14 protein-coding genes are annotated in these 18,913 nt (G+C 45.2%); 9 read left to right on the forward strand and 5 right to left on the reverse strand.

From position 1 onward, the window contains the following. Positions 1-13 precede the first annotated feature (13 nt). A complete protein-coding gene (gene phoR / locus ACZ5ZC_RS10670; protein WP_006741902.1) occupies positions 14-1,312 on the forward strand; it encodes a phosphate regulon sensor histidine kinase PhoR in 1,299 nt (432 codons plus the stop codon). Next, positions 1,312-2,271, forward strand: a complete 960-nt coding sequence (locus ACZ5ZC_RS10675) for a PstS family phosphate ABC transporter substrate-binding protein (protein ID WP_176320218.1) — start codon at positions 1,312-1,314, stop codon at positions 2,269-2,271. Before phoR ends, ACZ5ZC_RS10675 begins: the two co-directional genes overlap by 1 nt. Positions 2,272-2,305: 34 nt before the next feature. On the opposite strand, the gene ppx is transcribed toward ACZ5ZC_RS10675, so the two are convergent. Both ppx and ppk1 read right to left on the reverse strand, forming a co-directional pair. Continuing rightward, positions 2,306-3,811, reverse strand: coding sequence for an exopolyphosphatase (ppx, locus tag ACZ5ZC_RS10680; RefSeq protein ID WP_047010200.1), 1,506 nt, complete (start codon positions 3,809-3,811; stop codon positions 2,306-2,308). Next, entirely contained in the window at positions 3,795-5,885 is a 2,091-nt protein-coding gene (gene ppk1 / locus ACZ5ZC_RS10685; RefSeq protein ID WP_017820555.1) for a polyphosphate kinase 1, read from the reverse strand. The genes ppx and ppk1 overlap by 17 nt, the downstream gene beginning before the upstream one ends. Positions 5,886-6,092: 207 nt before the next feature. Here ppk1 and ACZ5ZC_RS10690 point away from each other — a divergent pair, with 207 nt between their 5' ends. The 4 genes from ACZ5ZC_RS10690 to phoU are packed head-to-tail and all read left to right on the forward strand — an operon-like array spanning position 6,093 to position 11,551. Further along, on the forward strand, positions 6,093-8,297 hold the full coding sequence (locus ACZ5ZC_RS10690; RefSeq protein ID WP_464931910.1) for an ABC transporter permease subunit: 2,205 nt from the start codon (positions 6,093-6,095) through the stop codon (positions 8,295-8,297). A gap of 30 nt (positions 8,298-8,327) precedes the next feature. After that, on the forward strand, positions 8,328-10,001 hold the full coding sequence (gene pstA, locus ACZ5ZC_RS10695; RefSeq protein ID WP_047010198.1) for a phosphate ABC transporter permease PstA: 1,674 nt from the start codon (positions 8,328-8,330) through the stop codon (positions 9,999-10,001). 2 nt (positions 10,002-10,003) lie between these two features. Further along, positions 10,004-10,822 (forward strand): phosphate ABC transporter ATP-binding protein PstB, encoded by an 819-nt coding sequence (gene pstB, locus ACZ5ZC_RS10700; protein ID WP_005381745.1) that lies wholly within the window; start codon positions 10,004-10,006, stop codon positions 10,820-10,822. Between the two features lie 30 nt (positions 10,823-10,852). Continuing rightward, positions 10,853-11,551 carry a phosphate signaling complex protein PhoU gene (gene phoU, locus ACZ5ZC_RS10705; RefSeq protein WP_005381744.1) on the forward strand — a complete coding sequence of 233 codons (699 nt, stop codon included), beginning with the start codon at positions 10,853-10,855 and terminating at the stop codon, positions 11,549-11,551. A 62-nt stretch (positions 11,552-11,613) separates the two neighbouring features. On the opposite strand, the gene ppk2 is transcribed toward phoU, so the two are convergent. From ppk2 to ACZ5ZC_RS10720, 3 genes are all read right to left on the reverse strand, one after another. After that, entirely contained in the window at positions 11,614-12,390 is a 777-nt protein-coding gene (gene ppk2, locus ACZ5ZC_RS10710; RefSeq protein WP_464931911.1) for a polyphosphate kinase 2, read from the reverse strand. A 70-nt stretch (positions 12,391-12,460) separates the two neighbouring features. Further along, a complete protein-coding gene (locus ACZ5ZC_RS10715) occupies positions 12,461-13,204 on the reverse strand; it encodes a copper homeostasis protein CutC (protein ID WP_395204212.1) in 744 nt (247 codons plus the stop codon). A 283-nt stretch (positions 13,205-13,487) separates the two neighbouring features. Next, positions 13,488-14,099, reverse strand: a complete 612-nt coding sequence (locus tag ACZ5ZC_RS10720) for a peroxiredoxin C (RefSeq protein WP_005381738.1) — start codon at positions 14,097-14,099, stop codon at positions 13,488-13,490. A gap of 199 nt (positions 14,100-14,298) precedes the next feature. On the opposite strand from ACZ5ZC_RS10720, the gene ACZ5ZC_RS10725 reads away from it, so the two are divergent. The 3 genes from ACZ5ZC_RS10725 to aceA all read left to right on the forward strand — a co-directional run bounded on the left by ACZ5ZC_RS10725 (position 14,299) and on the right by aceA (position 18,873). Next, positions 14,299-15,204 (forward strand): hydrogen peroxide-inducible genes activator, encoded by a 906-nt coding sequence (locus ACZ5ZC_RS10725; RefSeq protein ID WP_005383681.1) that lies wholly within the window; start codon positions 14,299-14,301, stop codon positions 15,202-15,204. Positions 15,205-15,810: 606 nt separating this feature from the next. Beyond that, positions 15,811-17,439: a malate synthase A gene (gene aceB, locus ACZ5ZC_RS10730; RefSeq protein WP_054868178.1), complete on the forward strand. Its 1,629-nt coding sequence runs from the start codon at positions 15,811-15,813 to the stop codon at positions 17,437-17,439. Between the two features lie 120 nt (positions 17,440-17,559). Then, a complete protein-coding gene (gene aceA, locus ACZ5ZC_RS10735) occupies positions 17,560-18,873 on the forward strand; it encodes an isocitrate lyase (RefSeq protein WP_005391585.1) in 1,314 nt (437 codons plus the stop codon). Positions 18,874-18,913: the final 40 nt, after the last annotated feature.

Genomic DNA, 18,913 nt, shown 5'->3' on the forward strand with positions numbered 1-18,913 from the left:
TCTGGAGTTATGAGTGGTTGAAAGATTAACGTGGAAAAAGCTGGCCTGGGAGCTGGCTTTTTTTTACACCCCATGGGTGATAGTAGGTTGGATATTCGGTTATATGCCGTGGTTGCTTTTGGCAGCTACGGCATTGCAGCTTGTGTGGCATTTGCATAACCAAGTACGTTTATCTTCTTGGTTATGGGATGAAAAGCGCCTTACGCCACCGTCTGGTAGCGGTAACTGGGAATCTTTGTTCAATGGCTTGTATCGCTTACAGCAGCGCCAACGCCGTAAACGCAAAGAGCTTACTAATCTCATTCGCCGATTCAGAAATGGTGCGGAATCGTTACCCGATGCCGTCGTGGTGTTCCGTGCTGAAGGCAATATCGTTTGGTGTAACAAACTGGCTCAACACTTATTGGGTTTCCATTGGCCGGAAGACTCTGGTCAACCTATCTCCAACCTCATTCGTACGCCTGATTTTATCAAGTACCTCAACAAGAAAGACTTCTCTGAGCCATTGGAAATGCGCTCACCACTCAATGTCGAACGCATGCTAGAACTACGTATCGTACCGTATACCGAAGGTGAACATTTGATGGTGGTGCGTGATGTTAGCCAGTTAAAACAACTTGAGGGAATGCGCCGCAACTTCTTTGCTAACGTTTCTCATGAACTTCGTACACCAATGACGGTGCTGCAAGGTTATTTGGAGATGACAGAAGATCCTGACATGGTTGTGGGCCCAATGTGGAGCAAAGCGCATGGTGTTATGACGGAGCAGCTCAACCGCATGAACAGTTTGGTGAACCAACTATTGACGCTATCTAAAATTGAAGCGGCACCTATGCATGAGCTTGAAGATGTCGTGAATGTACCTGCGATGCTAGAAGTACTAGAAAAAGAGGCGGTCAGCCTTAGCGGGGACAACCAACATAAATTGAAATTTGATGTTGATGCTAGCCTACGCGTACTGGGCGATGATGACCAGTTACGTAGTGCTATCTCTAACCTCGTTTATAATGCTGTCAAATACACACCGCCTGGCGCGAACATTAATGTTCGTTGGTTCCAGACATCTCAAGGCGCATGCTTAGAGGTGGAGGATAGTGGTGATGGTATAGAGCCTCAGCACCTCCATCGACTTACTGAGCGTTTTTATCGCGTCGATAAAGCAAGATCACGCGATACCGGAGGGAGTGGGTTAGGGTTGGCTATTGTGAAACATGCGCTGAGCCACCATGATGCTCATTTGGAAATTCACAGTGAAGTGGGCGTGGGCAGTAAGTTTTCTTTTGTATTGCCTGAGCGTTTGGTGGTGAAATAATGGCATTAAGAGTCGCAAAAGTGTTCAGTCTACTGGCTCTCGCTTGTTCCGGTATGGCTGTCGCTCAAGATAAACCATTGCCGAATTATCATAAAACGACTGGGATTGTCGGGAATTTGCTCTCTGTCGGCTCCGATACACTTGCGGGCATGACAACACTTTGGGTTGAAGAGTTTAAATCCATTTACCCGAATATTAATGCGCAAGTCCAAGCGTCTGGCTCTTCTACTGCCCCCCCAGCATTGACCGAACAAACTGCTCAGTTTGGTCCCATGAGCCGTCCTATGCGTTTAAGAGAGGTTGAAGCGTTTGAACGTGAACATGGTTACAAGCCAACGGCGCTTAGGGTGGCCATCGATGCTATCGGTATTTTTGTCCATCAAGACAATCCAATTCAAGGGCTCAACTTTAGTCAGTTAGATGCTTTGTTTTCTGCAACTCTGCGCTGTGGTGAAAGTCAATTTGTCACAAACTGGCAGCAACTCGGTCTTGAATCACAGTGGGCAAAGCGAAACGTACAGTTGTTTGGTCGTAACTCCGTTTCTGGAACTTATGGTTACTTCAAAAGCAATGCCTTGTGTGGCGGCGATTTCAAGACCCGAGTAAACGAGCAGCCAGGCTCCGCGTCAGTTGTGCAAGCTGTAGCGTCAACCATCAGTGGAATTGGTTATTCTGGTGTCGGTTATCGAGTGGCAGGCGTACGCTTAGTTCCGGTGGCAAAAACGGGGAATGACTATGTGACGCCAACGCGAGAACATATTGTTAGTGGTAAGTACCCACTATCACGTTACTTATATGTATATGTGAATAAGCACCCGGATTACCCATTAACACCAATAGAAGCCGAGTTTATTCGCTTTATTTTCTCCGCTCAGGGGCAAGCGTTGGTTGAGAAAGATGGTTATGTGCCCATTACAGCAGACTTTGCAGAAGAAGAGTTAAAAAAAGTCGGCCTGTAAGCCGACTTTTTGTTTAGGTATGAACAGCACGAGATCAGAAAGTGAGTGTCCACTTCGCGCTGTCCCAACGTTCTTGTTCTTCCTGCAAATCAGCATGAAGCAATTTGTTGTTTTCTAGCCATGCTTTATCTGTGCACGTAAGAATCCATTCATCATTTTTGATGGATAAAGTGATGTCAGGCAATGGATCTTCGTTACGCTGTCCATTTAATACGATAGAAAGTCGTAATATTTTGATGAGGCTTATCACGTCACTCTGTTTATAGAGGTTGAAATCTGGTAGTTCTTGCAATTTGAGCGCTTTACGCTGGAAGCGAGCTAATGTTGCAAGCACTAATTGCTGCTCACGGTTGAAGCCTTGTAGGGTGGAGTGCAACAGAATATAAAAAGAGTGGCGATGGAAACTACGCAAGTTGATACTTAATCCGACTTCATGAAGCAATGCTGCCCATTCTAGTAAGTCAAATAACTCACTTTTTTTCTTAATGCCTAGTTCAGAGCGCACCTGACATAACATCTCACGTGCATGGCCTTTAACACGAGCAGCATGCTCTAAGTCAACCCGGTGTTTGTTGGCTAAATTTTCAGTTGTGCGCATACGTATATCGGAGCGCGCAAAACGCTCTTCCATTTCGTACAACAGGCCTTCGCGCAGAGCACCATCGGAGAAAAACATCTGCTCAATGCGAAGTGCTTTGAAAATTGCGGACAAAATCGCCACGCCTGCCGCGAATACGGGCTTACGTTCTTCTGTTAAACCTGTCAGTTCAATCTCTTCAATTGAATCAAAATTACACAGAGTTTCAATAAGCGTGTCCAGTCTCTTCGCGGTGATCAGGCCATCTTCAAAACCTAATCCTACTAGCACTTCTTGAATCGCTTTGATGGTTCCTGATGAGCCGAGCGCGATATCCCAGCCTTTTTTACGGTATGCTGAAGCGATGGACTCGAGTTTTTGCTCGGCGGCTAACATCGCTTTATTAAAGTTTTTCCCAGACAGTTTGCCGTTTTTAAAATATTGCTCTGTAAAGCTGACGCATCCCATCTGTTTACTGTTGAGAAGCTCAGGTTCAAACTCTTGTCCAATGATCATTTCGGTACTGCCGCCACCAATATCAACGACCAACTTGGAGTTTGACTCTACTTGAGTGTGAGCGACACCTAAGTAAATCAAGCGGGCTTCTTCTTCCCCTGGGATGATTTCTATTGGGAAGGGCATCACTTCTTTCGCACGCTCAATGAATAGATGAGCATTTTTAGCGCGTCTTAGTGTGTGTGTCGCGGCGATACGCACATTCGACTCATCAAGCCCTTGCAGTCTCTCTGCGAACATGGCTAAGCACTCTAACGCACGTTCCATCGCGGAATGACTTAAGTTCAATTCACTGTCGAGTCCTGATGCTAAGCGAACACGCTGTTTATGACGGCTAACCAGTTGTAAGTCACTGCCTACAACCTTGGCCACTACCATGTGGAAACTGTTTGAGCCGAGGTCTATCGCGGCAATGTAGCGAGTATCTTGTTCAAGTATTTGAGGCATCTGAATTTTGTTTTCTAGTTTGCTTTTCTATATTTTTAAGATAGTCATAGATAGCGATTTGAGAACGAACTTTTTTGCGATTACCTCGTGGTACGTAAGCGTTGCTCATTTCCTTATCTATAAAACGAGCCTTTACTGTATCGGTAAAATGGATATTCGTTATATCAATAATTCTCTGTTTCAAACGTGGATCACGGACTGGCGCCGCCACCTCAATGCGGTGATCGATATTTCTTGTCATCCAGTCAGCAGAAGAGATATAGACTTGCGGATCGCCATCGTTATGGGTAATCACCACGCGTGGGTGTTCCAAAAAGCGGTCAACAATACTGATGATGCGAATATTGTCGCTGATCCCCTCAATGCCCGGTACTAAGGAGCACATGCCGCGAATGATCATATTTATTTTCACTCCCGCCGTACTTGCTCCATACAGCTTATTGACGATGCCTTTATCGACTAGGTTATTGACCTTGATCGTAAGAGCGGCTTTCTTTCCTAGCTTGGCATTCGCAATTTCATTATCGATCAGGCGGTAGATTTGGGTACGAGAATTACGTGGAGATACCATGAGGTGATTGAATTTCACTGGGCGATATGGATTCTCAATGTAACCGAAGACATTACGAACTTCGTTAGTGATTTCTTGATCTGCGGTAAGGAGAGAGAAGTCGGTATAAATTCGTGCCGTCTTCTCATGGAAGTTGCCTGTGCCGATGTGCGCGTAGCGAATAATTTCTTCACCTTCACGGCGACTGATCATCAGTAGCTTTGAGTGAATCTTAAGGCCAGGTGCTCCGAAGATTACGTGCACACCAGCTTCGGTCAACACTTTTGACCATTCGATATTGGCTTCTTCATCAAAGCGAGCCTGCAGCTCCACGACCACTGTGACATTTTTTCCGTTGTGCACCGCATCAATTAATGAGTTCATCAAGCGAGAATCTTTCGCGACGCGATAAATGTTAATCTTGATACTAAGTACTTTTGGATCGAAGGAGGCCTGGCGTACCAACTCACTAATGTGGTCAAAAGTGTGGTAGGGGTAATAGAGTAGAATATCTTTCGCTTTAATCGCATCAAAGCTGTTAGCGTAACCTTCGAAATCGGCGCATTTCATTGGCGGAAGCGGTTTATTTTCAAGGTACTCTCGCCCAACATTTGGAAACCCGATGAAGTCTTTAAAATTGTGATAGCGGCCGCCGGGAATAAGGTTATCGTAATTAGAGATATTGAGCTTGTTACAAAGAAACTCTAGCATTTGGGGCGGCATATCACGTTCGTAGACGAAGCGAACGGGCTTTGCTGTCAGTCGCTGATTGACACCCTCTGACATTTGTTCAAGCAAGCTGTACTCGATTTCATTGCGTAAATCGTATTCGGCGTCACGCGTCATTTTCATCGCATAGCCGCTAAGCTCATCATAATCAAAAAAGCCTTTGAACAGCTCGTCCAAACAATGGCGGATAATATTATCAAGTAAGATGATGGTTTTTCGACGCTTTCCTTTCTGTTCTGGTACCATCACAAAGCGGGGAAGGTGATCGGTCGGAATTTCGATCAGAGCGTATTGGTAATGTTCTTCTTTACGCAGCTCTACGGCGATGTAAGCGTACTCGTCTTTGAGAAATTGCAGAACATCGATCTCATCTTTCATTAGCAGAGGAGTGATATGCGGCATGACCTCTCTACGGAAGTATTTCGCGATCCACTTTTGTTGCGATTCATCCAGTTGTTGCTCGTTGACCAAGAAAATGCGACGTCGCGCCATTTCTCGAATCAATTCGCTGTAAAGCTCATCAAATTGTTCGTTAAGCTTGAGTGCTTTCGACTGCATTTTGGTTAACAGTCGTTTAGGGCTATCGCTGCCACCGCGCTCTTGGCTGATTAGGATTCTGCGCTTCACGTCCGCAAAGCGTACTTTGTAAAATTCATCTAAATTGTTGGAAAAGATCCCAAGAAAGCGAATACGTTCGATCAAAGGGACGGTTTTATCGGCAGCTTCTTGTAATACTCGTTCGTTGAAAGACAACCAACTCAGTTCTTTTTCTATATATAGTTTTTCTGCGCTCATAACCTTACCTAGCCAAAAGTGAAGTAATACGTACTCATCTTGGAAAAATGGATGAGTGAGAACATTATGAGATTTTCATTACAGATTTATTTCATACCACGCATTGCATAGGAGTTGTATTCTTTTCAGGTGTTTAATGTGATCTGTAATATAATTGTCATCTTAACGACATATTCTAGTACTAAGTCAAAAAAGGTAGAGATTTAAATGGCACAAGCCGAGTTTTCATTGCAGGAAAAAGATAAGAAACGACTGATAAAAGATCGTTTAGTTCGACTTGCAGTGACATCCGGTGGTGTCGGCGTACTCGCGGCGCTTATTTTGATCTTTGTCTACCTCGCCATGGTGATCATTCCGCTTTTTTCTGATGCGGCGATCAAAACCAACCAAGCCATTCGAGCCACCCATATTGAAACACCACTGGCGATTTCGGTGGATGATTACGCTCAGCTCGCGTTCGTTCTAACCCAAAGTGGTGAGATTCAATATTTGTCGATGGACGATCCTACGAAGCCTGCGGTGTATAAACAGCAAATTGTCCAGGAACCCGTCGCTTTCTCTCAATCTGCTCCTGGACTAGGTTGGTATGGGTTTGTTGATGGGCAGGGTAAAGCGCACCTTTTCAAGCCTGAATTTAATGCCACGTTGAGAGAAAATACACGTCCTCCGGAAGTGATTGAGTTAGACACCAGCATGGATCTGACGCTGAGTACGCCTCAAGATCCTGTGACTCAGTTTGTGTTTGCAGTTTCAACGCCTATACCAACAATTGTTTGGCAGACACAAAGCGGTGAAGTGAAGGCTCGTTGGCAAGTGGCTTCGTCTTTGGGTACGCCTCCGACAACGATCGATTTTACGTTCTCTTCAGGCTTTGATGCACCTCAGCAAATGTTATTGACACCTGATGGTGAAACGCTTTATTTGCGCGATGGCTCTGAGTTGATCGTGTTAAAGAAAACCGCACGTAAATTTGCTGTGCGAGAGGTGGTCGACCTCACTCAAGGTGATAAGAAGCACTCCGTTCGTACAATGGACCTACTGGCTGGTGCTTACTCGCTTTTGGTGACACACAACGATGGTCGGGTGTCGCAATGGTTTGATACGCTGCAAGAAGAGAGACGCACGTTAACGCATATTCGTGATTTTAAATTGGCATCAGAGCTTAAGTATTTGTTGCCGGATTCTCATCGCAAAGGATTTTATAGCTTTTACACCAACGGCACGTTGCAAAGCCATTATACAACCAGTGAAAAACTGGTGTTGTTTAAGCGTGCGTACAATCAAGCGCCCGCAATCGCAGCAATGTCTAACAATGAACGCTACTTAATCACTTGGCAAAATAATGAGTTAAATGTTGCGGAAGTGGACAATGCCTATCCGGAAATTTCATTGTCCTCATTATGGCAAGAAGTGTGGTACGAAGGGTATCCTGAGCCTGAATATGTGTGGCAATCGACTTCGGCGAGCGATAACTTCGAGGCTAAGTTCAGCCTAGTACCTATTGCGTTTGGGACGATAAAAGCGGCGATGTTTGCGATGCTGTTTTCAGTACCGCTCGCAGTGCTAGGTGCTATTTATACGGCGTACTTTATGTCACCACGCATGCGTCGTGTCGTAAAACCGTCGATTGAGCTAATGGAAGCACTGCCGACGGTGATCATTGGTTTCCTCGCGGGGTTGTGGTTCGCACCTATTGTCGAAGACCACCTGATTACGATCGTCGTCATGCTGTTTGTTTTGCCCTTGAGCACCATGATTATGGGCGGGGTATGGGCGTTAATACCGCAACCTTTGCGAAATCGTCTGCCTAATGGTTGGCATGCTTTAGTGCTCATGCCTGTCATATTGGTACTGATTGGGCTTGGAGTGTGGATTTCGCCTACGATTGAGCAGACGTTCTTCAGTGGTGATATGCGCTTATTCTTAACCGAGCATGGTATTGGTTACGATCAACGTAATGCATTGGTGGTGGGGTTAGCGATGGGGTTTGCTGTTATCCCGACGATTTTTACCATCGCCGAAGATGCCATTTTCTCTGTGCCGAAGCATTTATCGGATGGCTCTTTGGCATTAGGGGCCACGCCTTGGCAAACTTTAATCTATGTTGTCTTGCTTACCGCAAGTCCGGGTATTTTTTCTGCCATTATGATGGGGCTGGGACGCGCTGTTGGTGAAACCATGATTGTGTTAATGGCAACGGGCAATACGCCATTAATGGATTGGAATATTTTGGAAGGATTGCGCAGCCTGTCAGCAACCATCGCCGTTGAGTTGCCAGAGTCCGAAGTTGGAAGTTCGCATTATCGTCTATTGTTCCTAGCTGCATTGATTTTGTTTGTGTTTACGTTTGCAGTAAACGCGCTTGCGGAGTGGGTTCGTCAGAGACTGAGAGACAAGTACCGTGCGTTGTAATAATGGTTTGAATAAAGAGCGAGTAATGACGTGTTAAATTGGATTCGTTCTGGCGCACCGTGGATATGGCTAACAGGCGGTGCAGTCAGCATCAGTTTGTTGTCGGTATTAGGGTTGTTACTCCTTATCGGCTGGAAAGGCCTGACTTACTTTTGGCCAGCGCCCTTGTATCAGTGGAATGTTGCAGCATTGACGCCTGTACAAGGCGAAGTGCTACATGAAAATACTATTCTGATTGGCCAAGTGTATGAGCGCAGCTTTGTACCGAAGAGTTATCTGCCTGAAAGCGCAGCACAGCAGTTAGAAGACGATGAAGACTTTGCCACGCGACTCAGTATCAAAATCGCTAACCGAGAGTTGTATCCCGCCGATTTTATCTCCGTATTGCAAATGCAGTTGGACGAGCCCACGACGCCAAAAGAGTGGGCTGTGATCGAGCGCAGCAGCGGTGGTTATTTCTTTGGTAAGCTGGTGGCGTTTCAAGATGGCGATAATATATACACCAGTGATATTCAATCGGTACTAAATAAAAAGCTTGATGATGCAGAAACTCTGCGCCATGAGATTGATTCTTTGGTGGTCGATCAGCTTAAAGAGCTTGGTTGGAAGCTAGAGCAGTTGCGATTAGATAAGCGCAAGCATGAGTTGAATGACACGCTGACAGAAAGCTTTTTAAAGGAAAACCAGACGAAAAAAGAGCGGATAGAGAAAGCTCTGGCGACGTTAGATTTACAGCTTGATGGCTTACGATTACAGCTTTCTGGCTATGCCCTGATTGTCGAGGATATGACGGGCTCACAAGTATCGATTCCGCTCGAAGACATTTTGGACTACTGGTACCCAAACCAAATGTCACTGCCTGATAAAGTCATGCACTGGGGGAAGCAGGTTTGGAAGTTTTTATCTGAAGATCCAAGAGAGTCGAACTCTGAAGGAGGCGTGTTCCCTGCGATATTTGGTACGGTTTTCTTAGTACTTATCATGTCGATCATTGTGATGCCACTTGGGGTGATCGCCGCTATCTATCTGCATGAATACGCTAAGAATAACGCTCTAACCAGGGTTATTCGTATTGCGGTTATAAACCTAGCGGGTGTTCCATCGATTGTTTATGGCGTATTTGGTTTAGGCTTCTTTGTTTATACGATTGGTGCCTCTATCGACAACGTATTCTATGCGGAAAAGTTACCGGCACCAACCTTTGGTACGCCGGGTTTGTTATGGTCCGCATTAACCCTTGCCGTGTTGACGCTTCCAGTTGTGATTGTGACGACAGAAGAAGGTTTAACTCGTATTCCGAGTTCAGTACGACATGGCTCTCTGGCGCTTGGTGCAACTCAGTTCGAAACCCTATGGCGTGTGGTTTTGCCTATGGCGACGCCAGCTATTATCACAGGGTTGATCCTTGCGATTGCACGTGCAGCTGGCGAAGTAGCGCCACTGATGCTGGTGGGGGTCGTGAAATTGGCATCCAGTTTACCGGTTGACGGGCAATTCCCTTATGTGCATTTGGATAGAAAGTTCATGCATTTAGGTTTTCACATTTACGATGTTGGCTTTCAAACCTCCAACATCGAAGCTGCGCGACCATTAGTTTATGCCACCTCTTTCTTACTCGTGACAGTGATTGTCGGGCTAAACTTAACAGCAATCAGTATTCGCAATAATTTACGAGAAAAATACAGAACGTTAGGACAAGATTAAGTATGTTTAATTTTGATAGTACATTAGGTTATGAGCCACCATTGGACGTTCATAATTTAACGGATGAACAAACAGCAATCTCAATCGAGAACCTTAATCTGTTCTATGGTCAAACTCAGGCGCTGCATGATATTTCGATGCGAATTCCCAAAGGGCGAGTCACCGCTTTTATCGGTCCTTCAGGGTGTGGAAAGTCGACGTTATTACGTTGCATCAATCGCATGAACGACTTAGTGGAAGGGTGTCGAGTCACAGGTAAAGTGCGTCTCCATGGCAAGAATGTTTATCATCCTAATGTCGATGTTGCGACACTTCGACGCCGAGTAGGGATGGTGTTTCAAAGACCCAATCCATTTCCTAAGTCTATTTATGAAAACGTAGTTTATGGCTTACGCTTACAAGGTGTAAAAAACAGCCGCAGCTTAGATGACGCAGTGGAGCGATCCTTGCGCTCGGCGGCGTTGTGGGATGAGGTAAAAGACCGCTTGCATGAGAACGCATTTGGCTTATCTGGTGGTCAGCAACAGCGCTTGGTCATTGCGCGCGCGGTGGCGATTGAGCCGGAAGTCCTGTTATTGGACGAGCCAACATCAGCGTTGGATCCAATCTCAACTTTAACTATTGAAGAGCTTATCAATGAGCTGAAGACTCAATATACTGTCGTTATCGTTACCCATAACATGCAACAAGCGGCGAGAGTGAGCGATCATACTGCATTCATTCATATGGGTAAGTTAATTGAATACTCTGACGCGGACTCGATCTTCACTTCGCCAATGAAGAAACAGACCGAAGATTACATTACGGGTCGCTACGGTTAAGTCGCGACTCTATACGGAATAAGGAACATCATGCACTTTGGACGTCATATTTCAGGACAATTCAACGTAGAGCTAGAATCGATTCGTACTCATGTATTAACCATGGGTGGCTTGGTAGAACAGCAGCTTTCGTATGCTATTCAAGCCTTGCATAAAGAAGACATCGAACTGGCGCGTAAGGTTGTGCGTGACGATCATAAAGTGAATGCGATGGAAGTCTCGATCGATGACGCCTGTACACGCATTATTGCTAAGCGTCAGCCAACGGCAAAAGACTTGCGCTTAATCATGGCTATCATCAAAACGATCACTGATTTAGAACGTATCGGTGACGTGGCGACACGCATTGCTTACGTTGCCATTGAAAGTCCATCATCAAAAGAACGACAATTCCAAGTGTCGTTAGAGCCTCTCTGCCGTCAGGCAATTAATATGCTGCATCAGGTTTTGGATGCGTTTGCCCGCATGGATGTAGAAGCGGCAGCAGAGGTGCACAAACAAGATGACAAGCTAGACGCCGAATATGAAGCGGTAATTCGTCAGTTGATGACCTACATGATGGAAGACCCAAAAAATATCCCCAATATTCTGCAAGTGATGTGGTCTGCACGCGCGATTGAACGCGTGGGGGACCGTTGCCAGAACATCTGTGAATACATTATTTACTTCGTGAAAGGGAAAGATGTACGCCATCTAGGTGATCAAAGCATTGATGACGTACTGAAGTAACTGATTTCAATAAATAGACCAGCTTTTAGGCTGGTCTATTTATTAGGGAGAGGGAAAGTACATCAATATTTATCGGGCACGAAGGTCTGATCATCAATGGGCGCTCTGACATAACCTTCTTTATTGAGATCAGGTAATTCAATCGGTGGGTACTCAAGTGCTTTGTAATCAATCTGGCTTAGTAAATGACTGATACAGTTCAAGCGCGCTTTCTTTTTATCATCAGAAGGGACGACCCACCAAGGGCAGTTTTTCGTGTCTGTATAGGCAAACATCTTATCTTTTGCTTCCGAATACTCCGCCCAGCGATGACGTGACTCCAAATCCATTGGGCTGAATTTCCAACGTTTGATCGGCGTATTAATTCGGCCTAGAAAACGTTTTTCCTGCTCTTCGTCTGAAACCGAAAACCAATACTTAATCAGAATAATCCCAGAGCGTTGCAACATTCTTTCGAATTCAGGACAAGAGCGTAAAAACTCCTCGTATTCGTCTGGAGTACAGAACCCCATGACTTTTTCGACACCTGCTCGGTTATACCAACTTCGGTCAAATAAAACGATTTCACCAGCAGATGGCAAATGAGCGACGTAACGTTGGAAGTACCATTGCGTTTTTTCTTTTTCTGTCGGTGCAGGCAGAGCGACCACGCGACAAACACGCGGGTTTAGCTTTTCTGTGATGCGTTTTATCCCCCCGCCTTTGCCCGCAGCATCACGGCCTTCAAACAGAACCACCACTTTTAACCCTTTGTGTTTGACCCACTCTTGAAGTTTAACGAGCTCAACTTGCAGGTTTTTGAGCTCCTTTTCGTATTCCTTTTTCTTCAATTTAGACATACACCTTTCCTCACTCCTTGATAAACAATATGTTAGCACTCAAAAGCTATGCGTGTGAGGTTACGGTCGTCTATTTGAGAGCTGCTACGACATCGGTAATGGCTTGTGTACTTGTGATGGGGATTAAGAAATCATCGACATCAGTTGCGCCCATTTTGCTTTGTTCAGCAACAAAGTTCATTTTACTAGGTCGAGTCGTTTTGCCTGACAGATGGATTTCAGGAACTTGAGTGTCTTCTACTAATGCACGTACGTTACTTGCATTAACGCCAGCACCCGCCATGATTGCAATGCGTCCTTGGGCTTGTTCAACAAGAGATTTAAGTACTTTCTGGCCTGCTGGCGCAGAAGGTGCGAGCCCTGAAGTGAGAATGCGTTCGCAGCCCAAACTGATGACCTCTTCCAATGCTGATTGAGCGTTTCTACATTGATCAAAAGCACGATGGAACGTTACGCCCAGCCCTAATTCCTGTGCGAATTCGCACAGTGCTGTTGCAAAGGGCATGTGGATATCCCCTTCTTGGGTGAGTACACCGAGAACCACACCATCCAAGCCCGATTGGTGAGCCGCTTCAATATCCCAACGCATCATTTCGATCTCTTCTTCATTGTAGAAGAAGTCACCTTGGCGTGGGCGGATCATGGCATAAACTGGAACACTAGAAAGCTTAGCCGCTTGCTGCATAAAGCCATAACTGGGTGTTAGTCCGCCTAAAGCCAAAGAGGAGCAAAGCTCAATCCGAGTGGCGCCGCCAGCAATGGCGTAGTGCAGAGATTCAATATTATCGATACAGACTTCTAGGTGAGTAACCACGTTCATTCATCCTGCTAACGTTACAAATAAGTGTTGTGGCTAAGATATTAACAGGGCCAGTAAGCAGAATCTGTATGGAGGGAATGAGAAATAGAGGTAAAGTTTACGCTGCTGCGTTACCTCATTTTGGCGGTTTATCTAAAGGTAAAAGAAAGCCCAGAGCATTTGCTCTGGGCTTTGATAAGACTTTACTTAGACTGATTGGCGTTTGCGGTTTTCCACATTAGCTTTTTGCTTTATATACATCCAACCATCACACCCGTTGAGCTAGGGTGAAGGTCTATTATTTTTTGCCTAGGTCAGCTGCGTGCTCAGATAGGAACGCTGCAACACCTTTTGGAGATGCGTCCATACCTGCTTTACCTTCTTCCCATTGTGCAGGACATACTTCGCCGTGCTTCTGGTGGAAGTTAAGAGCGTCAACCATGCGTAGCATTTCGTCGATGTTACGGCCTAGTGGTAGGTCGTTAACTACTTGGTGACGTACAACGCCTTCTTCGTCGATTAGGAAAGAACCACGGAAAGCAACGCCTGCTTCTGGGTGCTCAACGTCGTAAGCTTTACAGATTTCGTGCTTAACGTCAGCAACTAGTGGGTACTTAACTTGACCGATACCGCCATCTTCGATAGCAGTGTTACGCCATGCGTTGTGAGAGAACTGAGAATCGATAGAAACACCGATTACTTCAACACCTTTAGCTTGGAAATCAGCTAGACGGTTGTCGAATGCGATTAGCTCAGATGGGCAAACGAAAGTGAAATCTAGTGGGTAGAAGAATACTACTGCTTTCTTACCTTTAGTGAACTCTGCAAAGTTGAAGTTTTCAACGATTTCACCGTTACCTAGAACAGCTGCTGCAGTAAAATCAGGGGCTTGACGACCTACTAGTACCATTTTTTTGCTCCTAAAAAGTATGGTTAGTTCCAAACCGAATTCAGTTGTGTCGGTTTGGTCCGTGTTTGTACGAGACAAACTATAGTACAGATTGTAGTATTGAAAAAAGCGAAATAAATAGATTGAGTTAATCGAAAAAAACGATAATAGCAAAACTCTTAACTCGATCACTGGAACGGCGGTAGATACAAATACAATTATGAATAAATGGCCCAGTTTGAAGCAGTTGCACTACTTAGTCACACTGCATGAAACAAGACATTTTAGTGACGCTGCAGAGCGTTGTTTTGTCAGTCAGTCGACTTTAAGTAAAGGTATTCAAAACTTAGAGGAATTGATTGGTTGTCCATTATATGAAAAAAAAGACAAGAAAAGTCCACTGGTTTTTACCCAAACAGGAGAAATGGTAGTAAAGCAGGGGCGAGAGCTGTTAGCAAAAGGGCAAGATTTGGTCGAGCTTGGACGTATGTGCCAAGGCGACGATATGCAAGGCCAGCTAAAAGTGGGATGCATACCAACAATTGCTCCGTTTTTACTGTGTGATTTGGTGCAAGAGGTTAACTACCGTTTCCCACAACTGAATCTTTTATTAAGAGAAGACACGACAACAAACTTACTTCAAGCGCTTAGACACGGTGAGTTGGATGTACTCATTTTAGCGTTGCCAGTTGAAATTGACGGTATGGAAAGTCGAGTGGTGGGTAAGGATCCGTTTCGAATGGTTATTAGTGCGAATCAAGCCCAATCGGTGCCTGTGCCGATTCGTTACGCAGATTTACCTGACGAATCCGTCTTTTTATTAGAGAAAGAGCATTGCTTAACGGAACACGCGGTATCAGCGTGTAAATTAACAGATAAAGAAAAAATTAATCCGTTTACAGCAACCAGCCTTCATACTTTGGTGCAAATGGTTGCGAATGGTTTAGGAACGACGTTCATTCCTCAAATGGCTATCGACCACGGCCTGCTGCATAACCAGAATTTAGTCGTGATCGATCCCCCAGGAAAGCAAGCCTATCGTGAAATTGGCTTAGTTTGGCGTCCGAGTTCATCAAGAACGAAAACATTTAATCAGCTTGCAGAAGTCGTTTCCGAGCTGCTTTAGCTATTAGTATTAGCCTCTACATCTCCATTATTTATCTAAAAGCGCACTGAAAACAGTGCGCTTTCTAGTATTTTATTCTGTTGGTGAACTTTGACTTGTAAAATTTTACAGCTCTTCTTTGATGAAGCTTTCATAAAATAGTGAAATTTCACAATGTTAATTTTACACAAAACCTTGTATGTCTTGTTTGACCCTTGTTTGAGTTCACCTTGCCAGCCCTTGTGAATACAAGGTGTTTGTTTGCCAGTCTATATTCATACACTCGTTTGAAATGATAAATCGGCCTTAAAATTAATGTAATTTAATTACGTAATAAATTACAAAAATAGGTGTTCGATAGGCGGTTTTTACCCTGCCGAATAAAACTTCGAATTTTCTGTTTTGTTTATCTTGGGGGTTTCGTTAACCCCTTTGTTGAGATAGCTTGTTTAAAGGCCGGTACGACTTATGTCTAGATTGAAAATACACGTAGCATTACGCAATCTATCGACATGGCTAGACGAGTTGAACACAAAGTTAAAGGATGTAATTTGTTGTTCATAACTTACAAATGTAGCTTTACGCTGATTGCCCAAGATTGATAAAGCACGTTAAGGATGAATGATTATGCTTGCTCAGACAGAACAAAAAACACAACAACTAAAGCAAACCCAAGGCATGCTTGAGGTGAATGGAGTCGTTGCTCCAGAACATCAAGCAATTTTCCCTGTTGAAGCCCAAACCTTTTTATCTCTACTGTGTGAAAAATTTGCCGGACGTGTTGAACAGTTGCTGGAAGCACGAGAAGAGAAGCAAGCACGTATTGATGCTGGTGAGCTACCAGATTTTCTACCAGAGACACAAGACATCCGTGAAGGAAGTTGGAAGATCCTAGGAATCCCACAAGATCTGCAAGATCGCCGAGTGGAGATTACCGGACCAACTGATCGCAAGATGGTGATTAACGCACTGAATGCGAATGTAAAAGTGTTTATGGCAGACTTCGAAGATTCAATGTCTCCAGCATGGAGTAAAGTGCTGGATGGGCAAGTGAATTTACGCGATGCCGTGAATGGCACCATCAGTTACACCAACCCTGGCAATGGCAAGCATTATCAGCTGGAAGATGACCCAGCGGTGTTGATCTGCCGTGTTCGCGGCCTTCATTTAAAAGAAAAACACGTTACGTGGCACGGTCAGATCATTCCAGGTGCGCTATTCGATTTCGCTCTGTACTTCTATAACAACTACAAAGCGTTACTTCAAAAAGGCAGCGGCCCTTATTTCTACATTCCAAAACTGCAATCGCATCACGAAGCGAAGTGGTGGAGCGAAGTGTTCCATTTCACGGAAGACTATTTCGGTCTTGATACAGGCACCATCAAAGCGACTGTGCTGATTGAAACTTTACCAGCCGTATTCGAAATGGATGAGATTCTGTTCTCACTTAAAGAACACATCGTTGGTTTGAACTGTGGTCGCTGGGATTACATCTTTAGCTACATCAAAACCTTGAAGAAGCACCCTGAACGCGTACTGCCAGATCGCCAAGTGGTCACTATGGACAAGCCATTCTTGAACGCTTACTCGCGATTATTGGTGCGTACTTGTCATAAACGAGGTGCTTTCGCGATGGGAGGAATGGCCGCCTTTATCCCAGCGAAAGACCCGCAAGAGAATCAAAAAGTATTAGACAAGATCCAGACTGACAAATCGCTAGAAGCAAACAATGGTCACGACGGTACTTGGGTAGCTCATCCAGGTTTGGCTGACACCGCGATGGAAGTTTTTAGTGCTGTACTGGGCGAGCGCACCAACCAATTGGATGTGAGTCGTTCAGAGGATGCACCTATTACAGCGGCTGAACTACTCGAGCCTTGTGAAGGCGAGCGTACAGAAGCCGGAATGCGCCACAATATTCGTGTTGCGCTGCAATACATCGAAGCTTGGATTTCTGGTAATGGTTGTGTACCGATTTATGGCTTGATGGAAGATGCGGCGACAGCTGAAATCTCTCGCGCTTCTATCTGGCAATGGATTCAACACGGCAAGTCGCTAGATAACGGATTGAAGGTCACTAAGGATCTGTTCGAGCTCTATCTAAAAGAAGAGATTGAAGTAGTGAAACAAGAAATTGGCGAGCAGCGCTACCAAGCGGGTCGATTTGAAGAAGCGGCAGACTTGATGGCAAGGCTCACTACGAGCGATGAGCTGACCAACTTTTTAACAGTTCCTGGTTATGACTACCTGGATTAATAAAGAATAACTGTAACACCAATAACGTGAAGGATTTTCAAGGCAGATAGGGAAGTACTGCCTGAGAACGGAAACTCAACGCACACGCATAAAGTGCAAATTATAAAGAGGGATAGACCAATGACTAACTTAACTCGCCGCCAACAAATTGAAGCTCTGGAAAAAGACTGGGCAACTAACCCGCGCTGGAAAAATGTAAAGCGTACATATACTGCCGAGGAAGTGGTGGAACTGCGTGGCTCTATGGTACCAGCCAACACAATTGCACAACGTGGTGCAGACAAACTTTGGTCACTGGTCAACGGTAGCGCGAAAAAAGGTTACGTAAACTGTCTTGGTGCGTTAACTGGCGGCCAAGCTGTTCAACAAGCTAAAGCTGGTATTGAAGCGATTTACCTATCTGGTTGGCAGGTAGCGGCGGACAACAACACCGCTTCAACGATGTACCCTGACCAGTCTCTATACCCAGTAGATTCTGTACCGTCAGTAGTAAAACGCATCAATAACTCGTTCCGTCGTGCAGACCAAATCCAATGGTCAGCAGGTAAATCGCCTGAAGATGAAGGCGGTATTGACTACTTCCTACCAATCGTAGCGGATGCTGAAGCGGGCTTTGGTGGTGTGCTTAACGCTTACGAGCTCATGAAATCGATGATCGAAGCAGGCGCAGCGGGCGTTCACTTTGAAGACCAGCTAGCATCGGTGAAAAAGTGTGGCCACATGGGCGGCAAGGTATTAGTTCCAACGCAAGAAGCGGTACAAAAACTGGTTGCTGCTCGTTTAGCTGCTGATGTAGCGGGTACAACAACCTTGGTTATTGCTCGTACTGATGCGAATGCGGCAGATCTCATTACTTCAGATTGCGACCCATACGATAAAGACTTTATTGAAGGAGAGCGTACTCAAGAAGGTTTCTACCGCGTTCGCGCGGGGATCGACCAAGCGATTTCTCGTGGCCTGGCTTACGCACCATATGCAGATTTGATTTGGTGTGAAACGGCTACGCCATGTTTGGAAGAAGCACGTAAGTTTGCAGAAGCGATTCACGCTGAATACCCAGATCAATTGTTGGCGTACAACTGTTCGCCTTCATTCAACTGGGAGAAAAACCTAGATGCAGAAACCATTGCTAAGTTCCAACAAGAGTTGGCAGACATGGGCTACAAGTACCAATTCATCACGCTAGCAGGTATTCACAACATGTGGTTCAACATGTTCGAACTGGCACACGCTTATGCTCAAGGTGAAGGTATGCGTCATTATGTTGAGAAAGTTCAGCGTCCTGAATTCCAGGCGGCAGAAAAAGGCTATACCTTTGTTGCACACCAACAAGAAGTAGGTACAGGTTACTTCGATAGAATGACCAATACTATCCAAGGTGGTAACTCTTCAGTGACCGCATTGACAGGTTCGACCGAAGAAGACCAATTCTAATTGGCAGAGAAACACTTCCTTAATCAGCGTCAGTAATGGC

It is taken from the genome of Vibrio sp. JCM 18905 (assembly GCF_055393305.1).